The sequence below is a fragment of the Pseudoduganella violacea genome (assembly GCF_014191875.1).
In the GTDB taxonomy this organism is placed as follows: domain Bacteria; phylum Pseudomonadota; class Gammaproteobacteria; order Burkholderiales; family Burkholderiaceae_D; genus Rugamonas; species Rugamonas violacea_A.
Genome location: NZ_JACHXD010000002.1, coordinates 323515 through 349727 on the forward strand (window position 1 = coordinate 323515; position 26213 = coordinate 349727).

Here is a 26213-nt window from a genome sequence, read left to right on the forward strand (position 1 = left end):
GCGTCAATGGATTAAACTGAAGCCTGCACTCACCACGAGGAGCAAGCCATGGGCAAAAAGTCAAGGAAACATGCATCGCAGAAGCCTGAGGAAGCGCTTCCGGAGCTGATGTCGGTTAACCATCCGCCGGGCAAAGGAGTGAACAGCCCGGAGTTCAAAGCCTTTTTCGGTCTGTATAAGAAGCGCAAGGACTATGTCGACGGCCTGGAGTATCAAATAAAAATCCGCAACGAATGGGGCTGATCCTTTTCGATACCTGAGCTGGCCTACTACCCATCCTCGGACTGGGCCATCAGCAGCATTGGCTGGATTGAAATGGTGGTCGGGGCACAAACTGGAGAGGAAGAGGAAACCACCAAGTTCCTGCAAACCTTCCAGATATTGGAACTGGATCGGGCCATTGCAACCGAGGCAGCAAAGATTCGCCGCCGCAGCGTGCGGTCCACACCCAAAATCGCCCTGGCCGATGCCATCATCATGGCTACCGCCAAGGTGCATGACCTAACCGTCGCCACCCGCAACACACGCGACTTCAAGGGCAGGAATGTGCGCATCCCCTACGAGCTGCGGCCTAGCACGACGTTTTCAGTCGTGAATATCGCACCGCCGCCGTAAAAATTCGCCCATGCGACCCTCTCGCGCCCTCTGCCCGGCATACGGTTCAGAGGGCGGCGGCTTTATAATGGCGTTTTTACTTCCCACCCACCATAAATCATGTCTGCACAACTGATCGACGGAATTGCCCTCTCCCAAAAACTGCGCGCTGAAATCGCTGAACGCGCCGCCGCCCTCACCGCCCAAGGCCGCCAGCCCGGCCTGGCCGTGATCCTGGTCGGCGAAGACCCGGCCAGCCAGGTCTATGTGCGCAACAAGGTCAAGGCTTGCGGCGACGTCGGCATCCATTCCGTGATGGAAAAGTATGATGCCGACCTGAGCGAAGCGGCCCTGCTGGAGCGCATCGCCGCCCTGAACGCCGATCCGAGCATCCATGGCATCCTGGTGCAGATGCCGCTGCCCAAGCACATCAACCCGCACAAGGTGATCGAAGCCATCGCCGCCAGCAAGGACGTGGACGGCTACTCGGTGCTGAGCGCCGGCGAACTGATGACCGGCCTGGAAGGCTTCCGTCCCTGCACGCCGTATGGCTGCATGAAGCTGATCGAAGCGACCGGCACCGATCTGCGCGGCAAGCACGCCGTGGTGATCGGCCGCAGCAATACCGTGGGCAAGCCGATGGCCCTGCTGCTCTTGCAGGCGAACGCGACCGTCACCATCTGTCATAGTGCAACGCCGGACCTGGGCCTGTACACCCGCCAGGCCGACGTGATCGTGGCCGCCGTCGGCCGCCGCAACACGCTGACCGCCGACATGGTCAAGCCGGGCGCGCTGGTGATTGACGTCGGCATGAACCGCGACGAGAACGGCAAGCTGTGCGGCGACGTGGACTTTGCCAATATCAAGGAAGTGGCTTCGCACATCACGCCGGTGCCGGGTGGCGTGGGTCCGATGACCATTACCATGCTGCTGATGAACACCATCGAGTCGGCCGAGCGCGGCTAAGCAGCCCGCGCGCAGCCGGCCATATAAAAGGATAACCATGACTAACGACGCCCTGAACAATCCCCTGCTGGACTTCTCCGGCCTGCCCCGCTTCGATGCGATCACGCCGGCACACGTCACCCCTGCCGTCGAGCACCTGCTGGAGCTGAACCGGGCCGCCGTCGCGCGCCTGGAAGCGCCGGCCGAGCAAGTCACGTGGGAGAACTTCGTGGCCCCGCTGGAGAACGCGACCGAGCAGCTGGGCCGCGCCTGGGGCATCGTCAGTCACCTCAACAATGTGGTCGACACGCCCGAGCTGCGCGCCGCCTATAACGACAATCTGCCGAAAGTGACCGAGTTCTGGACCGCCCTGGCCCAGAACGAGGCGCTGTTTGCCAAATACAAGGCGATCAAGGCCAGCGCCGCGTTTGCCGGCCTGTCGCCGGCGCGCCAGCGCATCATCGAGAATGCGATCCGCGATTTCCGCATGGGCGGCGCCGAGCTGCCGGCCGACAAGAAAGAACGTTTCGCCGCCATCCAGGAAGAACATGCGGCGACCTCGACGCGCTTTTCGGAAAACGTGCTGGACGCCACCAATGACTGGAAATTGCTGGTCGCCGACGAGGCCGAGCTGTCCGGCGTGCCCGACGATGTGAAGGCCGCCGCCAAGGCGCTGGCCGAGAAAGACGGCAAGCAAGGCTTCCAGTTCACCCTGCATTTCCCGTCCTACTACCCGCTGCTGCAATTTGCCGACAGCCGCGCGCTGCGCGAGCAGGTCTACCGCGCCAACGCCACCAAGGCGTCCGAGCTGGCCGAAGCGTTCAGCGAGCGCGAGAAGTGGGATAACAGCCAAAACATCGTCACCCTGCTCAAGCTGCGCGCCGAGGAAGCGCAGCTGCTGGGCTATGCCAATTTCGCCGAAGTGTCCCTGGTGCCGAAGATGGCGCAAAGCCCGGAACAGGTGATCGGCTTCCTGGAAGACCTGGCCAAGCGCGCCCGCCCTTACGCGGAACAAGATCTGGCCGAGCTGCGCCAGTTCGCCAAGGAAGAGCTGGGCATCGCCGACCTGCAAGCCTGGGATCTGCCGTATGCCTCCGAAAAGCTGCAGGAACGCCGCTACGCCTTCTCGGCCCAGGAAGTGAAGCAGTACTTCCCCGAGCACAAGGTCATCGACGGCCTGTTCCGTCTCGTCCAGTCCCTGTTCGCGGTGAGCATTGTGCGCGACGAAGCGAGCACCTGGCACCAGGATGTGCGCTTTTACCGCATCGAACGCGATGGCAAGCTGGTCGGCCAGTTCTACCTCGACCTGTATGCGCGCGCCGGCAAGAGCGGCGGCGCCTGGATGGACGACGCCCGCGGCCGCCGCGTCGAGCAGGGCAAGCTGCAGACGCCAGTCGCTTATCTGACCTGTAATTTCACCGAACCGGCCGTCATCGACGGTCAAACCCAGCCTTCGCTGTTTACCCACGACGAAGTCATCACGCTCTTCCACGAGTTCGGCCACGGCCTGCACCATATGCTGACCCTGGTCGATGAACTCGGCGTGTCCGGCATTTCCGGCGTCGAATGGGATGCGGTGGAACTACCTTCCCAGTTCATGGAAAACTTCTGCTGGGAATGGGACGTGCTGAGCCATATGACGGCCCATGTGCGGACCGGCGAGGCACTGCCGCGCAGCCTGTACGAAAAAATGCTGGCGGCGAAGAACTTCCAGTCCGGCTTGCAAACCTTGCGCCAGGTTGAGTTCTCCCTGCTCGATATGCACTTGCACTACGATTACGATCCGGCCGGCGGCAAGGCCGTGCAGGACGTGATCGATGCCGTGCGGCGCCAGTTCTCCATCGTGGTGCCGCCGGCCTTCAACCGCTTCCAGAATTCCTTCGGCCACATCTTCGCCGGCGGTTACGCGGCCGGCTATTACAGCTATAAATGGGCCGAGGTGCTGTCGGCCGACGCCTACGCCGCTTTCGAGGAGGCGGCGGCCCTGGGCGGCGGCGCGCTGACCACGGAAACCGGACGCCGCTTCCAGAAGGAGATCCTGGCCGTGGGCGGCTCGCGTCCGGCGCTGGAATCGTTCACCGCCTTCCGCGGCCGCGAACCGAGCATCGACGCGCTGCTGCGCCACAGCGGCATGGCGGCCTGAGGCATGTGATGCGCGCCGCCCTCGCCCTTCTGCTGCTTGTGGCCGCCGGCACCGCCGGCGCCCAGATGTATAAGTGGAAGGATGCCAAGGGCCTCACCCATTACAGCGACACGCCGCCGCCCGCCTCGGCCAGGCAGGCCGAGGTCAAGAACTTCAATAGCGCGCCGGGCGCGGACCTGCCGGCCCTGCTGGCCGAGGTCGCGCGCAGCCATCCGGTGGTGCTGTACACGGCGGCCGATTGCGCCGCCTGCGCCGAAGGGCGCGCGCTGCTGCAGGCGCGCGGCATTCCCTACAGCGAAAAAACCGTCAGCACGGCGGACGACCACGCCGTGCTGAAGAAGGCCGGCAGCCCCGGCCAGCTGCCGCTGCTGCTGGTCGGGCAGAACAAGCAGATCGGCTTTGAGACGGCGACCTGGGATGGACTGCTGAGTTCAGCAGGTTATCCCGCCAGTTCGGCCCTGCCGCCCGGCTACCGTCATCCGCCCGTGGGCAGCGCCGCGCCGCGCCGCCCCTCAGCTGCCGAGCGCGAGCGGCAAGCGCAGGAAGCGGCCCGCGCCGCCGCCGAAGAAGCCGCACGCGGCAAGCGCCCTCCGCCGCCCGCCAACGCGCCCCCGGATTTCCAGTTTTAAGATGAGCACCATGACCCGTATCGATTTTCACAGCAATGTCCACGACAAGATCGCCTACGCCTGCCGCCTGCTGCGCAAAGCCAGCGCGGCGCGCAACCGCGTGGTGGTGATGACCGAAGATGCAGCCCAGATGGCGGAACTTGACGCCGCCCTATGGACGTTTTCGGCCACCGACTTCCTGCCCCATGTGAGCGTGGACAATCCGCTGGCGCCGGACACGCCCATCGTGCTGGCCTGCCGCGATGAAAGCGAGCTGCCGGCGGCCAACCTGCTGGTCAATCTGGCGCGGCGCGCTCCGGCCCAGTTCGAGAATTTTCCGCGCCTGATCGAAGTCGTCGCCAGCGACGAGGCCGACACGGCTGCCGGCCGCCAGCGTTTCGTGGCGTATAAACGACAGGACTTCCAGCCCAGCCACCTGACCATCGGCGCCCAAACATGAGCAGTCCATTCGATTCCAGCATCCCGGTCCTGACCGAAGTTCTGCGCGATACGGCGCCTACCGCCACCGAGAGCGGCAGCCACGCCGCACCGGCGCACGGCCCTGATCGTGCCCCGGCGCCAGGCGCTTTCAACCCTGCCGCCTTCTCCCCTGCCGGCAGCGTTAGCAGCGCTGCCGGGGACGCCATCCCCCCTCCAGCCAGCGCCAGCGGCCACGGCACCGATCCCGCCGCCGCGCAGGACGCGGCGCTGGACAAGCTGGACGCCGCCGGCTGGGAACAGCTGGAACGCCGCATCGCCGAACGCATCTTGCAGCAGCTGCAATCGCGCGTCGATTTCGTGCTGGAACAGCGCATCAAGGACAGCATGGCCGAGGTGCTCAACCATGCCCTGCACGGCCTGACCCAGGAAATCCACAGCGGCCTGCAAAGCACGCTGAACCAGGTGGTCAGCCGCGCCGTCGCGCAGGAACTGACCCATCTGCAAGCGCGCAAAAAATAGCCGCGTTCCACACGCCAGAGTTGGCTATTGGCACGGCTTCAAGAATGAAATAAGCTCAAGTTCCCGCTTTGCGACGGCGGGGATTTGATGTACCTTGTTGCCTGTACAATTTTTACAAGCTGTCCACGAGACGCTGCCGATTTCATAACACTGGAGAATGTTTATGTCGTTCAAAACCAAGCTCATTCCGTTTGCCATTGCGATGGCGTTTGCCGGCGGCGCCGGCGCGCAGGAAGTTGTGAAGATCGGCCATGTGGGCCCGGTATCCGGCCCCTCCTCCCACCTCGGCAAAGACAATGAAAACGCCGCCAAAATGGCCGTCGAGGATTTGAACGCCAAAGGCTTCAAGATCAACGGCAAAGCCGTTAAATTTGTGCTGCAACTGGAAGACGACGGCGCAGACCCAAAACAGGGCACCTCGGTCGCGCAGAAACTGGTCGACGCCAAGGTCAACGGCGTGATCGGCCACCTGAACTCCGGCACCACCGTCCCGGCCTCCAAGATTTACTTCGACGCCGGCATCCCGCAGATTTCGCCGGCCGCCACCTCGCCGCAATACACCAAGCAAAACTTCAACACCGCCTTCCGCGTGGTGGCGAATGACAACAAGCTGGGCGGCACCCTGGGCGCCTACGCCGTGCAAAAGCTGAACGCCAAGAAAATCGCCGTGGTCGACGACCGCACCGCCTACGGCCAGGGCGTGGCCGACGAGTTCGTCAAAGGCGCGAAAAAAGCCCTGCCCGGCGTGCAGATCGTCGATAAGCAGTTCACCACCGACAAAGCCAGCGATTTCACCGCCATCCTGACCAGTATCAAGGCGAAAAACCCCGATCTGATCTTCTTCGGCGGCATGGACTCGGTCGGCGGCCCGATGCTGCGCCAGATCAAGGCGCTCGGCATCAAAGCCAAATTTATGGCCGGCGACGGCGTCTGTACCGAACCGCTGGCGCGCCTGGCCGGCGCCGAGGCCGTCAACGGCATCGTCACCTGCGCCGAAGCCGGCGGCGTGATGCCCGACCAGCAGAAAGCCATGGATGACTTCCGCGCCCGCTATAAGCAAAAATACGGCCAGGAAGTGCAGCTGTACGCGCCCTATGTCTACGACGCCGTCATGACCATGGCCACCGCCATGGCCGATGCCAAATCGGCCGAGCCGGCCAAATACCTGCCCTATCTGGCCAAGGTCAAATACCAGGGCGTCACCGGGACGATCACCTTCGATCCGAAAGGCGACATCAAGGATGGCGCCCTGACCCTGTTCCACTATGTGGACGGCAAGAAGACCAAGATGGAAGTCGTGAAGTAAATAGCGGCCGTAAAAAGCAAAAGCCGGGGAAACCCGGCTTTTTTCATGCAGTTAGAACTGACTGGATCATTTTTGAGTCAGAATCCATTTCACCAGCGTGCGCGCCTCGGCCTCGCTCACTTGCGGATTGGCAGGCATCGGGATCGCGCCCCAGGTACCGGAACCGCCCTTCAACACTTTCTGCACCAGCTTGGTTTCAGCGTCCTTCTGGCCCGCGTACTTCGCCGCCACGTCCTTGTAAGCAGGACCGACCAGCTTGTTCGCAACCGCGTGGCAAGCCATACAGTTCTTAGCCTTGGCCAGATCGGCGTTAGCCAGAGCTGCCTGGGAAGCGAATGCAGAAACCACAACAGCACCAACCATCAGAATACGTTTCATCTTTCTCTCCAAAATAAAACCCACGCCATTCTACCGTGTTTTGCAGAATCCGAAGGATGCTCCGACAACGGGTTCTGATAGTGCGCGGTTGACGGCAGCCAGCGCTTTCCTCCCCGAAAAATCGTAATGTTTTGTAAGATGGAAGCAGGAGGAAAGCTGCCATGCCCATCATCATTATGATTGCCGCGCTGTGCGCGCTGCGCTACTTCGAAGTCTGGCGCTTTGCCGAGCTCTCCTGGTGGTGGATCGTTGGGCTGATGGCGCTCGCCTTCCTCTGGTTCGAATTCCTCGAACCCATGCTCGGCCTCGACAAGCGCAAAGCCCACAATATCGACGAACAGCGCCGCAAAGACCGCGTCAAAAAGAACTTCGACAAAACCCGCAAATAGTCCCTTTGCGCCAAATCAAACAATGTCCCACCCTGGTGTCAGGCACTGGAATAGGACATTCTTTGATTTAGATCAGCAAATGTCCGACCTTGGTGCCTGACACCAGGGTGGGACATTTGTTGATTTAGATCAAAGGGCTTAGCGCTTGAGCTGGCTGAGGTCGCGGACGGCGCCGCGGTCGGCGGAGGTGGTCAGGGCGGCGTAGGCTTGCAGGGCTTGCGATACGAAGCGTTCGCGATTCACGGGCTGCCAGGCGTCTTTGCCGCGCGCTTCCATGGCAGCGCGGCGGGCAGCCAGCTCGGTGTCGCTGATGCGCAGGCTGATTTTGCGGGCGGGGATGTCGATATCGATCATGTCGCCCTCTTCCACCAGGCCGATGGCACCGCCTTCGGCCGCTTCGGGGGAGGCGTGGCCGATCACCAGGCCAGAGGAGCCGCCGGAGAAGCGTCCGTCCGTCAGCAGGGCGCAGGCTTTGCCCAGGCCTTTGGATTTGATGTAGGAGGTGGGATACAGCATTTCCTGCATGCCTGGCCCTCCTTTCGGGCCTTCGTAGCGGATGATGACGACGTCGCCGGCCTGCACGGTGTCGCCCAGGATGCCTTCCACCGCCGCGTCCTGGCTTTCGAACACGCGCGCCTTGCCGCTGAATTTGAGGATGCTTTCGTCGACGCCGGCCGTCTTCACGATGCAGCCGTTTTCGGCCAGATTACCGTACAGGACAGCCAGGCCGCCATCCTGCGAATAGGCGTGGGCCTTGTCGCGGATGCAGCCGGCGCTGCGGTCGGCGTCGTGCGAGGCGTAGCGCTCCGACTGCGAGAAAGCGACCTGGGTCGGCACGCCGCCCGGCGCGGCGCGGAACAACTGGTGCACGGCCGCGTCGTCGCTGCGCTTGATATCGTATCTCTCGATGGCCTCGCCCAGACTCTTGCTGTGCACCGTGGGCAGCGAGGTGTCGAGCAGGCCGGCGCGCGCCAGTTCGCCGAGGATGGCAATGATGCCGCCCGCGCGGTGCACGTCTTCGATATGGTATTTGTCGGTCATCGGCGCGACCTTGCACAGGCAGGGCACTTTGCGCGAGATGCTGTCGATATCCGCCATGCTGAATGCCACCTGCGCTTCATGCGCGGCAGCCAGCAGGTGCAGCACGGTATTGGTGGAGCCGCCCATCGACACATCGAGCGCCATGGCGTTTTCAAACGCGGCCTTGGTGGCGATGCTGCGCGGCAGGACGGAAGCATCGTCCTGTTCGTAGTAGCGGCGCGCCAGGTCGACCACCAGGCGGCCGGCTTGCAGGAACAGTTCCTTGCGGTCGGCATGGGTGGCGACGATGGTGCCGTTGCCCGGCAGGGACAGGCCAAGCGCCTCGGTCAGGCAATTCATCGAATTGGCGGTGAACATGCCGGAACAGGAACCGCAGGTGGGACAGGCGGAACGCTCCACCTCCGCCACATCGGCATCGGACACGCTGGCGTCGCCCGCCTTGATCATGGCGTCGATCAGATCGAGCTTGATGACTTGCTGGCCGCCGTTGACAACCTTGACCACCTTGCCCGCCTCCATCGGCCCGCCCGAGACGAAGACCACGGGAATGTTCAGGCGCATGGCGGCCATCAGCATGCCCGGCGTGATCTTGTCGCAGTTGGAGATGCAGACCATGGCGTCGGCGCAGTGGGCATTCACCATGTATTCCACCGAGTCGGCGATCAGGTCGCGCGAAGGCAGCGAGTACAGCATGCCGCCGTGGCCCATGGCGATGCCGTCGTCGACGGCGATGGTATTGAATTCTTTCGCCACGCCGCCGGACGCTTCGATCTCGCGCGCGACCAGCTGGCCCAGATCCTTCAGGTGGACGTGACCAGGCACGAACTGGGTGAAGGAATTGACCACGGCGATGATGGGCTTATCGAAGTCGCCATCTTTCATGCCGGTGGCGCGCCACAGGGCGCGGGCGCCGGCCATATTGCGGCCGTGGGTGGTGGTGCGTGAACGGTATTGGGGCATGCCAGTCTCCTCGGTAAGACCATCAGATTGCCTTGCGCCGGACCCAGTGTCAAATATATCATTTCAACATCAGTGATTCATCATACATATCACAGAATGAATATCGAGCTGCGCCAACTACGCTATTTTCTTACCGTGGCCGAGGAATTGCACTTCGGCCGTGCCGCCAAGCGTCTGCACATGACGCAGCCGCCGCTTTCGCAAGCCATCCAGGGTTTGGAGGAATTGCTGGGCGCCCGCCTGTTTGAGCGCAACCGGCGCGGCGTGGCCTTGACCCCGGCCGGTGATGCCCTGCTGCCCGAGGCGCGCCGCCTGCTCGACCAGGCGCAGGAGCTGCCCGCCATCGTGCAGCGCGCGGCGGCCGGCGAGGCGGGGCGGCTGTCGCTGGCCTTCGTCTCGTCGGCCGATTACAGCGTGCTGCCGCCCTTCCTGCGCGCCTACCGCAGCGCCTATCCCCAGGTGCAGATCCGCCTGCAGGAAGCGACTTCCGATCTGCAGCTGGATGAGCTGCTGCATGGCCGCATCGACGCCGGTCTGCTGATTCCGCCCCTGCCGGAGAAAGCCAAGGCCGAGCTGGAATACCTGCCGGTGCTCAGCGAGCCGCTGATCCTGGCCGCGCCGGCCGACCTGGCGGGCCTGCCGTCCGAGGGCGCGGTCGATCTGGCGGCCCTGCCGCCGCTGCCGCTGATCGTCTTCCCGCGCGCCATTTCGCCCGGCTTGCACGACGCAATCCTGGCGGTGTTCCGCGCCGCCGGCATCACGCCCGCCATCGGCCAGGAAGCGATCCAGATGCAGACCATTGTCAGCCTGGTATCGGCTGGCATGGGTATCGCACTTGTGCCACAATCGGTCTCGAACCTGCGCCGCCCCGGGGTAGAATACCGCCCGCTGACGCAGTCCACGCCGCTGGTCGAAACCGGCCTGGCCTGGCGCCGCGACAATGCCTCGCCCGTGCTGCGCGGCTTTTTGGAATTACTGAGAAAGAGAGTCTAGATGCTGATCCACCCGATGCCCGATCCGGTTGCCTTTTCGCTCGGCCCCGTCCAGATCCACTGGTATGGCCTGATGTATGTGCTGGCCTTTGCCATGTTCCTGGCGCTGGGCCGCGTGCGCGTGAAGCAGCCGCATATCGCCGCCCAGGGCTGGAAGCCCGAGGATCTGGACGATATGCTGTTCTACGGCATGCTGGGCGTGGTGGTCGGCGGCCGCCTGGGCGAAGTGATTTTCTACCGCCCCGAATTTTTCCTGGCCAATCCGATCGAAATTTTCAAGGTCTGGCATGGCGGCATGAGCTTCCACGGCGGCTTCCTCGGCGTGCTGCTGGCCATGTGGCTCTGGTCGCGCAAGGCCAAGCGCAATCTGCTCGACGTGTATGACTTCATCGCGCCGCTGGTGCCGCTCGGCTACGCCGCCGGCCGCATCGGCAATTTCATCAATGCCGAACTGCCCGGCCGCGTTACCGACCCCTCCCTGCCCTGGGCCATGATCTGGCCGAATGTGGATGCGCTGCCGCGCCACCCTTCGCCGCTCTACCAGGCTCTGATCGACGGCCTGCTGGTCTTCGCCATCCTGTGGCCGTTCGCGCGCAAGGCGCGTCCGCGCCTGGCCGTAGGCGCCATGTTCACTCTACTGTATGGCTGCGCGCGTTTCTTCACCGAGTACTTCCGCACACCGGACTACGAGGTGCATTTCGCCGGTTTCACCATCACCTCTGGCCAGCTGCTGTCGTTGCCGATGATTGCCGCGGCGCTGTTGATGCTGCTGTGGTCCTATAAATATAGCGCCGGCGCCAAGCCCGCCCACGCCTGAGACAATGAGCAAGAAGACTATTCCCATCCGCGCCTATGACAAGCCGGCCGGCGGTTTCGGCTCGCTGCACGGCACGGCCAAGGCCCTGACCAGCAACGGACCGTATCCGGCGCTGGCGACCTTGCCGCGCCTGAACCAGCCGCAGGGCGTGGATTGCCCCGGCTGCGCCTATCCCGATTCGCCCAGCAGCAAATCGGTGGACTTTTGCGAGCAGGGTGCCTGGGCCATCGCCCATGAAGGCAGCAAGGCGCGCGCCACGCCGGCCTGGTTCGCCGAGCATACGCTGGACGTCCTGCGCGGCAAGGAAAACTGGGAACTGGAAGCGGCCGGCCGCCTGACCGCGCCCATGCTGTACGACGCGGCCAGCGACACCTACCGCGAAACCAGCTGGGAACAGGCTTTCGCGCTGGCCGGCGAACGCCTGCGCGCGCTCGGCCCGCAGCGCACCGTGTTCTATACCTCGGGACGCAGCAGCAATGAAGCAGCCTTCCCTTACCAATTGTTCGCGCGCGCCTTCGGCACCAATAATCTGCCCGATTCGTCCAACTACTGCCACGAATCGTCGGGCCAGGCGCTGACCATGTCCATCGGCGTGGGCAAGTCCACCGTCACGCGCGAGGACTTCGAACATGCCGAGGCGATTTTCAGCTTCGGCCACAATCCGGCCTCGAACCACCCGCGCATGCTGGGCGATCTGCGCGAAGCGAAAAAACGCGGCTGCAAGATCGTCATCTTCAATCCCATGTTCGAGCGCGGGCTGGAGGAATTCGCCGATCCGCAATCGCCCACCGAACTGCTGAGCGGCCACGGCACCAAATTGGCCGACGCCTACTTCCAGGTGCGCGTGGGCGGCGATCTGGCGGCCATTACCGGCATCGCCAAGGCCGTGCTGGAACGCGATGCGCTGGACCGCGCTTTTATCGAAGAGCATACCGACGGTTTCGATGCTTTCGTCGCCGTCATGCAGCAGCAGTCCTGGAGCGATATCGAACAGGCCAGCGGCCTGACGCGCACCCAATTGAACGAGGCGGCGGATTACTACATCGCTTCCAACGCCACCATCTCGGCCTGGTGCATGGGGCTGACGCAGAACGAATTTGCCATCGAAACCTTGCAGATGCTGGTCAATCTGACGCTCCTGCGCGGCAATGTGGGCAAGCCCGGCGCCGGCCTGATGCCGGTGCGCGGCCACTCGAATGTGCAGGGCGACCGCACGGTGGGCATCACCAACAAGCCCAAGGCCGAATGGCTGGCCGGCCTGGAGCGCGTGTTCGGCTTTACGCCGCCGGCCCAGCCGGGATTGGACGCGGTGGGCGCCATCAAGGGCCTGCTCGATGGCTCGGTGCAGGGCTTCGTCGGCCTGGGCGGCAACTTCGCCGTGGCGGGACCGGACAGCCCGCGCGTACTGGATGCGCTGGGCAAAACCGAACTGACCGTGCATATCGCCACCAAATTGAACCGCACCCACCTGTATCCCGGGCGCCTTGGCCTGCTGCTGCCCTGCCTGGGCCGCACGGAGCTGGACGACCAATCGGGCGACGCGCAATTCGTGAGCGTGGAAGACACGGCCAGCGTGGTGCACTCCTCCACCGGCCGCAACCGCCCCGCCAGCGATCAGTTGCGCTCCGAGCCGTATATCGTCAGCGAACTGGCGCGCCACACCCTGCCCGCCTCCTCCATCGACTGGCAAGGCATGGGCGGCAATTACGACCTGACGCGCAAGCTGATCGAGCAGGTGGCGCAAGGCGCCGTCAGCGGCTTCGAAAACTACAACGAGAAAATCCGCCAGCAGCGCGGCTTCCGCCTGCCGAATACGGCCGGTGAGCGTATCTGGAAAACCGCCACCGGCAAGGCGCGCTTCATCGCCCACGCCCTGCCGGCGGAAACCATCATGTCGCGCGCCCGCGCCCAGTACGGCGATAAGGTGCTCTGCCTGGCGACGATTCGCGCCCACCGCCAGTACAACACCACCGTCTACCGCGACCCGAAGGGGGAAGTGGACCGCTACCGCGGCGTGCACGGCTCGCGCAAGGTACTATTCGTCGGCCCTGAGGTGCTGCGCCGCCTCGGCTTCAGCGACGGCGAACTGGTGACGGTGCGCGCCGCCGCGCCGGACGGCATCGAACGCAAGGTGGAAGGCATACGCCTGATCGAATACGCGCTGCAGGGCGACGATGTGATCGGCTACTTCCCGGAACTGACGCCGCTGATCTCGCCCGAACTGGTGGCGCGCGGCTCGAATACGCCGGCCTTCAAGCAGGTGCCGGTGCTGCTGGAGAAAGCATAAATAAAGGCCGCTTCAAGCGGCCTTTTTTCACCTTAGTGGAATGCCTTCCACAACATATACGCCGCCAGAAAGTAGAGGATGATGGCGAAGACCTTGCGCAGCGTGGCCACCGGCAGGCGGTGCGCGGTGCGCGCGCCGAGCGGCGCCATGCTCATGCTGGCGGCAACGATCACCAGCAGGGCCGGCACATAGATGAAACCCAGCGAATGCTCCGGCAATCCCGGCTCGCCCCAGCCAAAGTAGATATTCGACAGCGTGCCGGCCAGCGCGATCGGGAAGCCCAGCGCCGCGCTGGTGGCCACCGCATTGTGGATCTTCACATTGCACCAGCTCATAAACGGCACCGAGAGGAAACCGCCGCCCGCGCCCACCAATCCGGCCACCACGCCGATCGCGCCGCCGGCGGCGAACATGCCGCCCGTGCCGGGCAGCTCGCGCGCGGCGGAAGGCTTTTTACCCAGCAGCATCTGGGTTGCTGAGACCGTAATGAAGATGCCGAAGAACAGCGCCAGCGCCGAGGAATTCATCTGCTTGGCGATCCATGGCCCCAGCCAGGAACCGAGCAAAATCCCCGGCGTCAGCAGGGCTACAATACGCCACTGCACCGCCTTCATCTTGTGATGGGCGCGCACCGAGGATACGGAGGTAAACAGGATCGTCGCCAGCGACGTGGCAATCGCCATATGCACCACCAGCTCGGGCGCGAAGCCGCGCGCGGTGAAGATCATCGTGATGAAAGGCACCAGCACCATGCCACCGCCTATGCCCAGCAGCCCCGCTGCAAAACCGCCTGCCGCGCCCATGGCGAGCAGGATCAAGACCAGTGCCCAATCCATCGGCTTTATTTACTCCTTGAGCAGCGTGGCGATCGTCTTCCACTGTCCCGGCGTGACGGGCGTGATCGACAGGCGGCTGCCTTTCTGCAGCACGACCATATCCTCCAGCTGGGCGATGGTGCGCAGCTCGGACAGCGGCAGCAGGCGGGTTTTGCGCAGCGCTTTCACGTCCACGCAAATCCAGCGCGGCTCTTCGCGCTTGGCCTTGGCGTCGTAGTAGTGGCTTTGGGGGTCGAACTGCGTATCGTCGGGATAGGGAGCGCTCACCACCTCGGCGATACCGGCGATGCCCGGCTGCGGGCAACTCGAATGGTAGAACAGCACGCCGTCGCCCGGCTGCATGCCGTCGCGCATGAAGTTGCGCGCCTGGTAGTTGCGCACGCCGAACCAGGGTATGGTCTGTTTTGGCGCGGCCAGCACATCGTCGATGCTGATTTCGTCCGGCTCGGACTTCATCAACCAATATCGCATAAGCCTTCCTCCCGCAACGGTGGACGTAAAAAAACGGTTGCGCATCGCAAGATGCAGGCAACCGTTTTTCGGAATAAGTGCCCCGCCTGTGCCGCTATGCCGGCATCCCGAACCTTACGGTTCAAGGTGGTTGCAGTTAGTTCAGCTTCGGGTTCATCGGACTAGCGACGCTCACGCCCGCCGAGCAAATTCCCGCAACCGATGCATGTAAATGGTTCAAGGAATATATGACAATCGCGAACACTGCAGGGTGACAGCAGTTTACTCCTCCCGCTTCCGCAAAGGAAGCCCTTTCGGCCAATTAGAAGAGATTTTCTTGCGGGGTCAGGGCGCCGTCCAGCACCTTCTGCATGGCTGCGATCTTCTGCTGCACTTCCAGCAGCGACATATCGGACAGCGGGCCTTGCGGCGATTTCGCCGTCAGGAATTCGGCCGCCATGCCGAGGGCCGCCATCACCGCGATGCGGTCGTTGCCCTTGACCTTGCCGGCATCGCGGATGCCCGACATTTTCTTGTCCAGCAGGCTGGCCGCTTCGCGCAGCGCGCGCTCCTCGCCTTCCTTGCAGGCCAGGCGATAGGGCTGGCCCATGATGCTGACATCCAGCTGTATCATTGCTCACCTTTCGGGGCAGCGTCCACCTCGGCAACGGTGTCGTGCGCTGGGATTTTCGCCAGCAACGTGGACACGCGCTCATGCGCCTCGCTCAGACGACGCATATAGCCCACATTATCCGCGACCAAGGCGGCATTGGCCTGACGCAGCTGCGAATTCTCGCGGCGCAGCGTCTGGGTCAACTCGGCCAACTGGTCGATTTTATCGGAAAGTTCTTGGAAATCTGAAATCATCCCGCAACTATAGGGCGGCAAGTTAAGGCGCGTCAACCGAATCCCGCGCCTGTCAACAATTTTTTTCTTATGACGGCCCGGGAGGCGCAAGCCGGTACGGCGCCGGTCAAAAGAGACCGACATTGTACCAGCTTGCCCATGCCGCTTATGCCGTTTGCGCCGCGTCAGGCATGCTGCACGCCCACCAGCTGCACGGCGCTGCTGCCGCCCGTGATGGCAGCTTGCAGCAGGTCGGCGAAGTCGTGCATGCGGTCGGCGGTCCAGACGGACGCCATCTCATACGCGCCGCCGCCCTGCTGCGCCTGCGCCACCAGCTGCGCCATGGTGAGCGCGGCCACGATCTTGCCGCTGGCGTCCACCAGGTCCAGCTCCTGCACATTGACCTTGGCGTAATCGGCCACGGTCAGGCGAGCGTAGGACTTGCCGCCGTCGACGTAGTTGATGACCAGGTCGGAACCGTCGATATTGGTCTTCACCTTGTCGGCGCTCATCGCCACCTTCGAGAACAGCTTGTTGGCGCTGAACTGGAGAATGTCGTTGCCGCCGGCCGTTTCGTGGATGGTGTCCTTGCCGTCGCCCATGGACATCACGTACACGTCCTTGCCGTCGCCGCCGTACAGGTCATCGTTGCCCATGCCGCTGTAGAAGGTGTCATCGCCGGCGCCGCCGAACAGGCGGTTGCTGCCTGCATACTTATAGCCCAGGGTGTAGGCCAGCAGGCCCGCGATAAAGAAGTCCGCTCCTTTGAATTCACTCAGGTGCAGGTTCACGCCCAGGGTCTTGCCCAGCCAGTCGACGCCGTCGCCGCTGGCGTTGGAGGCGGTCTTCACCGCGTCGCCCAGCCAGGACGCCGCATCCGACAGCGCCGTGCCCACATCGGCGTCGGCCACCGCGTCCACGCCGCTGCCGATGCCGTTGATGGCCGAGTTCAAGCCGCCCTTGGCCGTGTTCAGCGCGTTCTTCAGCGGATTGGCGATATCGAAATCGGCCGAGGACAGGCCCGCCGCGTTGGTGATGCCCGCCACGGCGTCATTGCCCGCCTTGTTCAGGCCATCGGCCAGCGAGCCGGCATTGGCGGCGGCCTTGTTCAGCTCCGCCTTCATATTGGTGGCGATACTGTTCCAGCCCTTGGTCAATTCCTCGCCCAGCGCCGTGTTCAGGTACTTGGTCACGGCGTCGAAGCCGGCGCCCGCGTCCTTCCACACGCCGTTCAGGGTATTCGCCTTGCCCACCAGCAGATGGTCGATCACGCCCCAGCCCAGTCCCATCATGGTGTCGTTGCCTTTGCCGCCGCCCACATAGCTGCCGGCGTTGGTGGCGAAGATGGTGTCGTCGCCGTCGCCGCCGACGATCACATTGCCGACCAGGTTCAGCTTGCCCAGCTCGCCCTTGGACAGCGCGCCGTACTGCGAGCGGATAAAGTTGGCGTTCATGGCCGCGCCCACCCAGTCGCCCGCCGACTCGTAATCGTTTTCCACGATGGCTTCGGCGGCGTTGAACACGGTGATTTCGGCCAGGCCGATGATGGTGTCGTTGCCGGCGCCGCCCACGGCCACATTGTTCTGGCCGGAGGAGACGATCAGGTCGTTGCCGTTGCCACCCATGCCGATGGTGGTGGTGCCGGCCAGGATCATGGTGTCGTTGCCGTCGCCGGCGTGGACGAAGTTCATGCCGGTGTCGATGCTGACCTTCGTGTCCTTGGTGGTCTGCACCTTGTCCGAACCCTCGATGGCTTCGGTGGTCTTGCTGGCGTAGCTCAGGGTGCTGCCAGCGTTCACCACCAGCAGGAAATCGTTGCCGGAGTCGGCCAGCACCACATTATGGTCGCCATATACGACGGCGGTGTCGTCGCCCGCGCCGGTCCAGCCCAGGTTGAACTGGGTGCTGCCCTTGGTGGTGCTGGTGGTGGTCTGCTGCGAGCCTTCCGGCTGGGTGGTGCTGGTTTTCTCGTTGCCGCCGCCGTAGCTGACCATCACCAGCGTATCCTTGCCGCTGCCGGTGATAACGGCGTTGTCCTTGCCGACCACGGTGGCGACGTTATTGCCATCGCCCGCCGCCAGCAGATTGCCGTTGACGTTGACCGACTTGGCCGCCGTGCCGAAAGCCAGCGCGGTCAGCACATCGTCGCCGCTGCCGCCTTCGATCAGATTGCCCTTGCCCAGCGCGGTGACGACGTTGCGGCCTTCGCCTGCCGCCACCACATCGTACTGGCCGATCACCGTCACCACGTCATTCCCGGCGCCGGTGGCGATGCCGGACTTGCTGCCGACGGACGTCACCACATCATTGCCCGCGCCGGTCACGGCCAGGTTGTTCACGCCCACCGCCGTCACGGTACTGTCGGCGCTGCCGCCCACCAGCACATTGTTCTTGCCGAAGGCGGTGATCACGTCGCGGCCCGACTGGCCGGAAGCGGCGCCGGACAGGCCAGCCTTGCCGACCAGATTGGTGGCCGCCACGCCGGCGGTGATGGAATCGATCAGTCCAACGGCGGTGGCCGCCGTCTCGGCGTAATTGCCGGCCACGATCAGATTGTTGGCGCCAGCCGCCGTCACGGTATCCGCGCCGGCATCGGCCCAGACCACGTTGCGCGCGCCGATCACGGTGGCCGTATCGTTGCCGGTGCCGCTCCACACCACGTTGTTGGCGCCGATGGCGGTCGCCACGTCGTTGCCGCCGCCGGTGTAGATCACATTGGTGGAACCGACCGAGGTCACCACATCGTTGCCGGCGCTGTTGGCCAGGCTGTTGCCGATGAAGGTGGTGACGGCCTTGGTCACGCCGCCAGCGGCGCTGCCCAGTTTCGCGCCCACATCGGCCACCCCTTCGCCCAAGCCGGTCACGATCACGTTCACGGAACCGGCCGCCGTCACCACATTGTTGCCGGCCGTGTTGACCACGATATTATTGCTGCCGATGGCGGTGGTGATATTGTCGCCGCCGTTCGCCAGCAGGATATTGTTGCCGCCCACAGCCGTCACCACGTCCTTGCCGCCGCCGGTGTAAACCACATTGGTGCCGCCCAGCGCCACCACGGCGTCGTTGCCCGCGCCGCTGTTGATGGCGGCGGTCAGCTTGCCGGTGGCATTGCTCACGGCCTTGGCCGCGTCCTTGCTCGGCATGACGTCGGCCAGCACCTTGCCCAAGCCGCCGCTGGCCGCCTTGACCATGCCGCCCAGTTCCGTCAGCACCACATTCGCACCGCCGATGGCAACGGCGGTATTGCCGCCCACGGTGCTCGCCACCAGATTGCCGCTGCCCACGCCCAGCAGGGTATTGCCGCTGCCGTTGGCCAGCATGACGTTGTTCAGGCCCACGGCCGCCTCGATATTGCCGCCCTGGTTGCTGACCAGGGCATTGGTGTCGCCCAGCGCGCCGACCTTGTTATTGGCGCCTCCGGTATACACCACGTTCAGCAGGCCGCCCAGCACGATGCTGCTGTTGCCGCCCTCTTCCACCACCACGTTGGCGCCGCCGCCAGCGACCACGCTGTCATTGCCGTCGCTGGCGGTGATCACATTGGCGCCGCCCAGGCCGACGATGGTGTCGCGGCCACTACCTGCGGTGATGACGTTGGCGCCGCCGACGGCCTGCACATTGTCGTCGCCGCCGCCGGTGCTGATGATGTTGGCGCCGCCGGCCGCCGTCACCTTGTCGTTGCCGCTGCCGCTATTGAGCTTATTGGCCGCGCCGTTCAGCGTGACGGTATTGCCGCCGTCGCCCGCATCGATGATGTTGGCGCCACCGTTGGCGGTGATGCTGTCGTTGCCTCGGCCGGCGTTGACGGTGTTGGAGGCGCCGTTGACGGTGATATTGTTGTTGCCGTCGCCCGCCTTCACCTGGTTGGCCGCGCCATCAGCGCGGATGGTGTCGTCGCCGCCGCCCGCCGTGATGTTGTTATTGCCGCCCGCGGCGCTGACATTGTTGTTGCCATCGCCCGCGTTGATCACATTGCTGGCTGCCTTCACCGTGATGCGGTCGTCGCCGCCATTGGTGTTGATGACGTTGCTGGCGCCATCAGCCGTCACCACGTCGTTGTTGTTGCCGGTGTTGATGACGTTCGACGCGCCGCCGGTGTTGACGGTGTTGTTGCCGTCGCCCGCGTCCACCTTGTTCGAGCCGCCGGCCACGCTGATATTGTCAGCGCCATTGCCGGTGCTGACGATATTCGCGCCGCCATTGGCGGTGACGGTGTTGTTGCCGTTATCCAGATCGATATCGTTCCAGCCGCCGTTGGCCGTCACGCGGTCGTCGCCGTCGCCGGCGTCGATCTCGTTGTAGGCGCTGTTGACGGTCAGCGTATTGTTGCCCTGGCCCAGGTCCACATCGGCCGCCGCGCCGGCCGCCACGGTCACCGTGTCGTTGCCGTTACCGCCGCTGATCTTGTTGTAGGCGCCCACGTCGACGCGGATGGTGTCGTCGCCATTGCCGCCGTCAATGCGGTTGTAGCCGCCGACCTTGACCACCAGCGTGTCGTTGCCGTCGTCGCCGTAGATATTGTTGTAAGCGCCGGCCGTCACCGTGATCGTATCGTTGCCGTTTTCGCCGTGGATGATGTTGGCGCCCAGCGAGCTGGCGGTGTAATTATCATTGCCGCCGCCGAGATTCTTTTTCGTGTAGCCCAGCTCCGCCACTTTCTTGGCCACACCTTCGATATCCTTGCCAACCGACTCGAACGCATCGCCGATGCCATTCAGGTCGCCGCCGATATCTTTCATGGTGTCGCCTACCTTATCGACCACTTTCACGATCGGCTTGACGACGTTTTTCTTGAACCAGCTTCCAATGCTCATGGGCTTTTTCTCTTTCTGAGGGTTTTAGTACTCTTGCATTAAATCAACAAAAGATGACAGAACGGCCCACAGATTGATTACAATCCTGTAATCGAAGGTCGCGTTGACGCCCTACGACCCATCAGCAACAATCCCCCCTATGAAAGCCTTACTGGTAGAAGATGAACAGCGCATCGCCAGCTTTGTGTGCGCCGGCCTGCGCGAGCAAGGCTTCCTTGTCGATCATTGCGAAGATGGTAATCTCGGTTACGACTACGCCCTGTCGCGCGAATACGACGTGATCCTGCTCGACGTGATGGTGCCGGGCCGCGATGGCCTGTCCATCCTCAAGGGCTTGCGGCGCGAAGGCCGCAACACGCCCGTGATCCTGCTCACCGCGCGCAATGAGCTGGACGACCGCCTGCAGGGCCTGAACCTGGGCGCCGACGATTACCTGGCCAAACCCTTTTTCGTGGAAGAGCTGGTGGCGCGCATCCACGCCCTGCTGCGGCGCGTGAGCGGCGAGCGCCAGAATGTGCTCAGCGTGGGGCCGCTCAAGCTGGACCGCCTGAGCCGCGTGGCCGAAGTCGATGGCCGGCCGGTGGAGCTGACCAGCCGCGAATTCAACCTGATGGAATACCTGATGCGCTCCCCGGGGCGCGTGTATGCGCGCACCCAGATCCTGGAGCATGTGTGGGGCTACGATTTCGAGCCGCAGACGAATATGGTCGACGTCTGCATCCAGCGCCTGCGCAAGAAGCTGAACCTGCCCGACAGTGTGGCCATTGAGGCGGTGCGCGGCGTCGGCTACCGCCTGCGCAAGCCGGACAGCGAAGCGTGAAGCGCGCCGCGCAGCCAGGGCCGGACAAGAGCGGCGCGGGCCGCTTCCGCCTGCGCTCCTTCCGTCTGCGCATCACGCTGATGTCCACCGCCACCGCGCTGGCGGCCATCCTGATATTGTTCGTCGCCGCCAGCACCACCATCGTGGCGCGGCGCGCGCAGATTCTCGACCATATTCTCTCGGCCCATTTATCCGGCCCCGGTTTCGGCGTCGCCACGCCGGCGCTGTGGCCCGCCATCGACGCCCATCTGAACGCCAGCTTCAGCGCCTTCGCGCCGCAAGGCTCACAGGGCGGCTATGCGATCCTGCGCGCCAGCCGCGCCGACGGCAGCCTGGTTTACCGCAGCACTTCGTGGCCGGCGGCACTGGATACGGCCGCCTTGCCGCGTGGCCCTGGACTGCATACGGTGGCCGATGGGGCGCTGGAATGGCGGCTGGGACAGGTGCGCCATGGCGATATGACGGTGTGGGTCGGCGTCAATCGCAGCCTGTCGAACGCCCAGTTGCGCGTGACCCTGTGGCGCTTTGGCGCAGCGGCGGGCGTGCTGGGGGCGCTGATCGCGCTGCTGGCCTGGTATCTGTCGGCACGGGCCATGCGGCCGGTCGAGCATCTGACCGGCGTGATGCTGGGCCTGAACGCGAGCGACCTCGATCAGCGCGTAGCAGCCGACGAGGAAGACGTCGAATTCGCCCAGCTGGTCACGGTGTTCAACGCCATGCTGGACCGCCTGCAGCGCAGCTTCCTGCAAGCGATCCGCTTTTCCGGCGACGCCGCGCACGAGCTGAAAACACCGCTCACCATCCTGCAAGGCCAGCTCGAACACGCTTTCACCCACGCCGCCAAGCCGGAACAGGAGGAGGCCTTGATCGAGATGCTGGAGGAAGTGCGCCGTCTCGACAGCATCGTGCGCAAGCTGCTCATGCTCTCGCGCGCCGATGCGGGCCAATTGCAGGTTCCACTCAGCCCCTTCGACCTGCGCCCCGTGCTGGACGAGCTGGCCGAAGACATCGAATTGCTCGATCCCGGGCGCGCGGTGCGGCTGGACCTGCCGCCGCTGCTGATGGTCAAGGGCGACACCGATCTGCTGCGCCAGGTGTTGCAAAATCTGGTCAGCAATGCCGTCAAATACGGTTTGCCGGGCGGTTGGATTGCGCTCTCGGCGCGCCAGCACGGCGGCCAGTGGCAGATCGACGTGTCGAACGCCTCGTCGGGCATCGCGGCCGAACACCGCGAGCGCCTGTTCGACCGCTTCTACCGCGCCGACCACGCCCACAACCGGCGCATCCCCGGCGTGGGCCTCGGCCTGTCGCTGGCGCGGGAAATCGCCCGCGCCCATGGCGGCGAACTGCTGCTGGTAGAAGCGGCGCAGGAATGCACCTGCTTCCGCCTCTGCCTCCCCGCCGGGCTCTGACAGCGGGCATTCCTGGCGCCCATCAATGCGTCCTGGACAAATCCACCCCAAATACAAGGTCGAATACTGGGCAAAAGTTGCTAACTCCCTAGACAAGACTATTTCTTTTATAAGCCCGTCTTGAAATCGCATATAAGCGTCCCTATAATTGGCACTCGTTAGTAGAGAGTGCTAACAAAGACTTTTCTTACCCGTTTAGCAACAAACCATTGAAAAAAGGAGTTTTGTATGAACCTTCGCCCTTTGCACGATCGCGTTATCGTCAAACGTCTCGACCAGGAAACCAAAACTGCGTCTGGCCTGATCATCCCTGATGCCGCTGCTGAGAAGCCGGATCAAGGCGAAGTACTGGCCGTGGGCAATGGCAAAGTGCTGGAAGACGGCAAAGTGCGCCCACTGGAAGTCAAAGTCGGCGACCGCGTACTGTTCGGCAAATACTCCGGCCAGGCTGTCAAAGTTGACGGCGATGAGCTGCTGGTGATGCGCGAAGAAGACATCATGGCCGTGGTCAACAAGTAATCACGCCCAACCGTATTTGACTGAATTCAGGAGAAATAAACATGGCAGCTAAAGAAGTAGTGTTCGGCGACGCAGCGCGCGCCAAAATGGTTGAAGGCGTCAACATCCTCGCCAACGCAGTGAAAGTCACCCTGGGTCCAAAGGGCCGCAACGTCGTGCTGGAGCGCTCCTTCGGCGCCCCGACCGTGACCAAGGACGGCGTGTCGGTCGCTAAAGAGATCGAACTGAAAGACAAGCTCATGAACATGGGCGCGCAGATGGTCAAAGAAGTCGCTTCCAAAACCAGCGACAACGCCGGCGACGGCACCACCACCGCAACCGTGCTGGCCCAAGCCATCGTGCGCGAAGGCATGAAATTCGTGGCCGCCGGCATGAACCCGATGGACCTGAAACGCGGCATCGACAAAGCTGTCGCCGCCACCGTGGAAGAGCTGAAAAACATCGCCAAGCCATGCACCACCTCCAAGGAAATCGCCCAGGTTGGCGCCATCTCCGCCAACTCCGACGCCTCGATCGGCGAGCGCATCGCTGAAGCGATGGAAAAAGTCGGCAAGGAAGGCGTGATCACCGTGGAAGACGGCAAGTCGCTGAACGACGAGCTGGACATCGTGGAAGGCATGCAGTTCGACCGCGGCTACCTGTCCCCATACTTCATCAACAACCAGGAAAAACAGGTTGCCGTTCTGGACAACCCATTCGTCCTGCTGTGCGACAAGAAAATCTCCAACATCCGCGACCTGCTGCCGGTACTGGAGCAAGTAGCCAAAGCCGGCCGTCCGCTGCTGATCATCGCTGAAGACATCGAAGGCGAAGCGCTGGCGACCCTGGTGGTCAACAATATCCGCGGCATTCTGAAAACCTGCGCCGTGAAAGCGCCAGGCTTCGGCGACCGTCGTAAAGCCATGCTGGAAGACATCGCCATCCTGACCGGCGGCCAAGTGGTGGCAGAAGAAGTCGGCCTGACCCTGGAAAAAGTGTCCCTGGCCGAACTGGGCCAAGCCAAGCGCATCGAAGTGGGCAAGGAAAACACCATCGTGATCGACGGTGCTGGCGAAGCGTCGGCCATCGAAGGCCGCGTGAAACAGATCCGCGTTCAGATCGAAGAAGCGACCTCGGACTACGACCGTGAAAAACTGCAAGAGCGCGTGGCCAAACTGGCTGGCGGCGTTGCCGTGATCAAGGTTGGCGCTGCCACCGAAGTCGAAATGAAAGAGAAGAAAGCCCGCGTGGAAGACGCGCTGCACGCTACCCGCGCTGCCGTGGAAGAAGGCATTGTGCCAGGCGGCGGCGTTGCCCTGCTGCGCGCCCGCGCTGCCCTGACCCTGAAAGGCGACAACCCAGACCAGGACGCCGGCATCAAGATCGTGCTGCGCGCCATGGAAGAGCCTCTGCGCATGATCGTGCAGAACGCCGGCGAAGAATCGTCGGTGGTGGTGAACGCTGTGCTGGCCGGCAAAGGCAACTACGGCTACAACGCCGCCAACGGCACCTACGGCGACATGGTTGAAATGGGCGTGCTGGATCCAGCCAAAGTGACCCGTTCGGCTCTGCAAAATGCCGCATCGATCGCTGGCCTGATGCTGACCACCGACTGCATGGTTGCTGAAATCGTCGAAGACAAAGCTGCCGGCGGCATGGGCGGTATGGGTGGCATGGGCGGTATGGGCGGCATGGACGGCATGATGTAATAGCCGCCGCGCTGAACCTTTCCGGTTCGCCGCAAAAAAGCCTGCAAGGTTCGCGCCTTGCAGGCTTTTTTCATTTTGCTGCGCCTAAAAAACAGGCATTTCACCTTACTGCTGATATAATGACTCTTAATTAAAAGAAATATATCTTTCCTTTCATTAACTATAAGAGTTCAATAAGATGAAAAAACTGTCGGTCGCCCTGCTGGGCGCTACTACCCTGCTGGCGGCTGCCAGTACCTTCGCCGCACCGATCCAACTGGTCAAAAATGGCGGCTTCGAAAGCGATATCGTCGGCAATTCCAACTGGACACAGGGCAATACGCTGAGCGGCTGGACCGTGGGCGCCAATGGCATCGAGATCCGCAACGACGTGGCCGGCAAGGCCTTCGGCGGCAATAATTTCGTGGAACTGGACACGTACGGCAACAGCTCGATCAGCCAGAACCTGGCCACCACGGCCGGCGGCAAGTACACGCTGAGCTTCTACTACTCGCCGCGCGAATTCACCAGCAGCGCCACCAACGGCATCGAAGTGCTGTGGAATGGCGTGTCGAAAGGCATCTTCAGCGCCAACGGCGGCGGCAGCGGCAATCTGTGGCAGCAGTATTCCTTGAATGTGACGGGCTTCGGCCCCTCGACGGCATTGGAATTCCGCGCCGTCGGCGCCAGCGACAGCTTCGGCGGCGGTCTGGACAATGTGTCCGTGACGTCGGCCGTGCCGGAACCGGGCAGCATGGCCTTGATGGCTCTGGGTCTGGGTGTGCTGGGCTTCTGCGTGCGCCGCAAACGTCCCGCTTAAGCTGGGCGCCAGGGCTCTACCCCGGGCGGCGTCTTGCCGCCCCGGGGCCTTTGGTTTAGTATGCAGGCAACTTTTCTTTCTTTGCCAAAGGCCGCCCCTTCCATGTTTTCCCTCCCGCGCTGCACCCTTGCCGTGCTGAGCGCCGTCCTGGCTACGGGCCTGGCCGCCTGTTCCCCGCGCAGCGCCGAAGCGCTAGCGGCAGGCACATCGGCATCCGCCTCCGCTTCGGTACCAGCGCAAACTGCGACGCCATCGGCGCCGCCGGCCGCCGCACCGGTCCCGGCCAAAAAACTCAGCAAAGACCAGGCCATCGGCGTGCTGATGGACCTGCCCGAGCTGAAAGCCTGGTCGGACAGGATCGAAAAGAACTCCAAGGGCCAATCCCATGGCGCCCTGATCGAATTCGACGCCGCGCCGTTCGAGCACAAAGGCAAAACCTACTACCAGTTCAGCTTCGTCGAAAACACGCCCGAAGCCGTGCAGCGCTGGGAAAACTTCCTGATCGCCCCCGACGACGGCGAAATCCTGATCGAAGACCAGATCAGCGGCGAGCTGCTGTCCCTGGCCCGCTGGCGCAAGGAAAAGCAGCCGCTGCGGCGCATTCGTTAA

At 63.2% G+C, this 26213-nt stretch carries 25 protein-coding genes and 1 other RNA gene; 18 read left to right on the forward strand and 8 right to left on the reverse strand.

What is annotated here, in order from left to right; translation table 11 throughout:
- The first annotated feature begins 48 nt into the window (after positions 1 to 48).
- The 8 genes from FHS03_RS04555 (at position 49) to FHS03_RS04590 (ending at position 6556) form a co-directional block, all read left to right on the forward strand.
- Entirely contained in the window at positions 49 to 243 is a 195-nt protein-coding gene (locus FHS03_RS04555; protein ID WP_183439823.1) for a hypothetical protein, read from the forward strand.
- A gap of 48 nt (positions 244 to 291) precedes the next feature.
- Positions 292 to 615 carry a PIN domain-containing protein gene (locus FHS03_RS04560; RefSeq protein ID WP_371871599.1) on the forward strand — a complete coding sequence of 108 codons (324 nt, stop codon included), beginning with the start codon at positions 292 to 294 and terminating at the stop codon, positions 613 to 615.
- Between the two features lie 99 nt (positions 616 to 714).
- Positions 715 to 1560, forward strand: coding sequence for a bifunctional methylenetetrahydrofolate dehydrogenase/methenyltetrahydrofolate cyclohydrolase FolD (folD, locus tag FHS03_RS04565; protein ID WP_183439825.1), 846 nt, complete (start codon positions 715 to 717; stop codon positions 1558 to 1560).
- A gap of 37 nt (positions 1561 to 1597) precedes the next feature.
- Positions 1598 to 3682: a M3 family metallopeptidase gene (locus FHS03_RS04570; RefSeq protein WP_183439826.1), complete on the forward strand. Its 2085-nt coding sequence runs from the start codon at positions 1598 to 1600 to the stop codon at positions 3680 to 3682.
- A gap of 8 nt (positions 3683 to 3690) precedes the next feature.
- Positions 3691 to 4311 carry a glutaredoxin family protein gene (locus FHS03_RS04575; protein ID WP_183439827.1) on the forward strand — a complete coding sequence of 207 codons (621 nt, stop codon included), beginning with the start codon at positions 3691 to 3693 and terminating at the stop codon, positions 4309 to 4311.
- Between the two features lies 1 nt (position 4312).
- Positions 4313 to 4750, forward strand: coding sequence for a DNA polymerase III subunit chi (locus FHS03_RS04580; protein WP_307729519.1), 438 nt, complete (start codon positions 4313 to 4315; stop codon positions 4748 to 4750).
- Complete coding sequence (locus FHS03_RS04585; RefSeq protein WP_183439828.1) at positions 4747 to 5250, forward strand: DUF2486 family protein; 504 nt, start codon at positions 4747 to 4749, stop codon at positions 5248 to 5250. Before FHS03_RS04580 ends, FHS03_RS04585 begins: the two co-directional genes overlap by 4 nt.
- 163 nt (positions 5251 to 5413) lie before the next feature.
- Complete coding sequence (locus tag FHS03_RS04590) at positions 5414 to 6556, forward strand: branched-chain amino acid ABC transporter substrate-binding protein (RefSeq protein ID WP_183439829.1); 1143 nt, start codon at positions 5414 to 5416, stop codon at positions 6554 to 6556.
- A 66-nt stretch (positions 6557 to 6622) separates the two neighbouring features.
- Here the strand turns inward: FHS03_RS04590 and FHS03_RS04595 are convergent, their stop codons facing one another.
- The gene (locus tag FHS03_RS04595; protein ID WP_183439830.1) at positions 6623 to 6934 is read right to left on the reverse strand and encodes a c-type cytochrome; all 312 of its coding nucleotides are present in this window, start codon (positions 6932 to 6934) and stop codon (positions 6623 to 6625) included.
- Positions 6935 to 7095: 161 nt separating this feature from the next.
- On the opposite strand from FHS03_RS04595, the gene FHS03_RS04600 reads away from it, so the two are divergent.
- Positions 7096 to 7323 carry a TIGR04438 family Trp-rich protein gene (locus tag FHS03_RS04600; protein ID WP_183439831.1) on the forward strand — a complete coding sequence of 76 codons (228 nt, stop codon included), beginning with the start codon at positions 7096 to 7098 and terminating at the stop codon, positions 7321 to 7323.
- Positions 7324 to 7461: 138 nt separating this feature from the next.
- Here FHS03_RS04600 and ilvD read toward each other — a convergent pair whose 3' ends face one another.
- Positions 7462 to 9324, reverse strand: a complete 1863-nt coding sequence (gene ilvD / locus FHS03_RS04605) for a dihydroxy-acid dehydratase (protein WP_183439832.1) — start codon at positions 9322 to 9324, stop codon at positions 7462 to 7464.
- Between the two features lie 96 nt (positions 9325 to 9420).
- On the opposite strand from ilvD, the gene FHS03_RS04610 reads away from it, so the two are divergent.
- Genes FHS03_RS04610 through FHS03_RS04620 form a run of 3 tightly spaced genes read left to right on the forward strand, consistent with a single transcriptional unit; the run spans position 9421 to position 13420 of the window.
- Positions 9421 to 10317 (forward strand): LysR family transcriptional regulator, encoded by an 897-nt coding sequence (locus tag FHS03_RS04610; protein ID WP_183439833.1) that lies wholly within the window; start codon positions 9421 to 9423, stop codon positions 10315 to 10317.
- Positions 10318 to 11133: a prolipoprotein diacylglyceryl transferase gene (gene lgt, locus FHS03_RS04615; protein WP_183439834.1), complete on the forward strand. Its 816-nt coding sequence runs from the start codon at positions 10318 to 10320 to the stop codon at positions 11131 to 11133.
- Positions 11134 to 11137: 4 nt separating this feature from the next.
- The gene (locus FHS03_RS04620) at positions 11138 to 13420 is read left to right on the forward strand and encodes an FdhF/YdeP family oxidoreductase (RefSeq protein WP_183439835.1); all 2283 of its coding nucleotides are present in this window, start codon (positions 11138 to 11140) and stop codon (positions 13418 to 13420) included.
- Positions 13421 to 13452: 32 nt separating this feature from the next.
- Here the strand turns inward: FHS03_RS04620 and FHS03_RS04625 are convergent, their stop codons facing one another.
- The 6 genes from FHS03_RS04625 to FHS03_RS04650 all read right to left on the reverse strand — a co-directional run bounded on the left by FHS03_RS04625 (position 13453) and on the right by FHS03_RS04650 (position 20366).
- Positions 13453 to 14256 carry a sulfite exporter TauE/SafE family protein gene (locus tag FHS03_RS04625; RefSeq protein ID WP_183439836.1) on the reverse strand — a complete coding sequence of 268 codons (804 nt, stop codon included), beginning with the start codon at positions 14254 to 14256 and terminating at the stop codon, positions 13453 to 13455.
- Between the two features lie 9 nt (positions 14257 to 14265).
- A complete protein-coding gene (locus tag FHS03_RS04630) occupies positions 14266 to 14727 on the reverse strand; it encodes an EVE domain-containing protein (RefSeq protein WP_183439837.1) in 462 nt (153 codons plus the stop codon).
- 75 nt (positions 14728 to 14802) lie between these two features.
- Positions 14803 to 14982: non-coding RNA, 6S RNA (gene ssrS, locus FHS03_RS04635), on the reverse strand.
- Positions 14983 to 15028: 46 nt separating this feature from the next.
- Positions 15029 to 15340 (reverse strand): cell division protein ZapA, encoded by a 312-nt coding sequence (locus FHS03_RS04640; RefSeq protein WP_183439838.1) that lies wholly within the window; start codon positions 15338 to 15340, stop codon positions 15029 to 15031.
- A complete protein-coding gene (locus tag FHS03_RS04645; RefSeq protein ID WP_307729522.1) occupies positions 15337 to 15696 on the reverse strand; it encodes a hypothetical protein in 360 nt (119 codons plus the stop codon). Before FHS03_RS04645 ends, FHS03_RS04640 begins: the two co-directional genes overlap by 4 nt.
- A 41-nt stretch (positions 15697 to 15737) precedes the next feature.
- Positions 15738 to 20366, reverse strand: a complete 4629-nt coding sequence (locus FHS03_RS04650; protein ID WP_183439839.1) for a beta strand repeat-containing protein — start codon at positions 20364 to 20366, stop codon at positions 15738 to 15740.
- Between the two features lie 139 nt (positions 20367 to 20505).
- Between FHS03_RS04650 and FHS03_RS04655 the strand changes: the two genes are divergently transcribed.
- The 6 genes from FHS03_RS04655 to FHS03_RS27895 all read left to right on the forward strand — a co-directional run bounded on the left by FHS03_RS04655 (position 20506) and on the right by FHS03_RS27895 (position 26213).
- Positions 20506 to 21186 (forward strand): response regulator transcription factor, encoded by a 681-nt coding sequence (locus FHS03_RS04655; RefSeq protein ID WP_183439840.1) that lies wholly within the window; start codon positions 20506 to 20508, stop codon positions 21184 to 21186.
- A complete protein-coding gene (locus tag FHS03_RS04660; RefSeq protein WP_371871588.1) occupies positions 21183 to 22598 on the forward strand; it encodes a sensor histidine kinase in 1416 nt (471 codons plus the stop codon). Before FHS03_RS04655 ends, FHS03_RS04660 begins: the two co-directional genes overlap by 4 nt.
- A gap of 228 nt (positions 22599 to 22826) precedes the next feature.
- Complete coding sequence (gene groES / locus FHS03_RS04665; RefSeq protein WP_093553132.1) at positions 22827 to 23117, forward strand: co-chaperone GroES; 291 nt, start codon at positions 22827 to 22829, stop codon at positions 23115 to 23117.
- Positions 23118 to 23158: 41 nt separating this feature from the next.
- Positions 23159 to 24805 (forward strand): chaperonin GroEL, encoded by a 1647-nt coding sequence (groL, locus tag FHS03_RS04670; RefSeq protein WP_183439841.1) that lies wholly within the window; start codon positions 23159 to 23161, stop codon positions 24803 to 24805.
- Between the two features lie 178 nt (positions 24806 to 24983).
- Positions 24984 to 25604, forward strand: a complete 621-nt coding sequence (locus FHS03_RS04675; RefSeq protein WP_183440048.1) for a PEP-CTERM sorting domain-containing protein — start codon at positions 24984 to 24986, stop codon at positions 25602 to 25604.
- A gap of 102 nt (positions 25605 to 25706) precedes the next feature.
- Positions 25707 to 26213: a hypothetical protein gene (locus FHS03_RS27895; protein WP_221208042.1), complete on the forward strand. Its 507-nt coding sequence runs from the start codon at positions 25707 to 25709 to the stop codon at positions 26211 to 26213.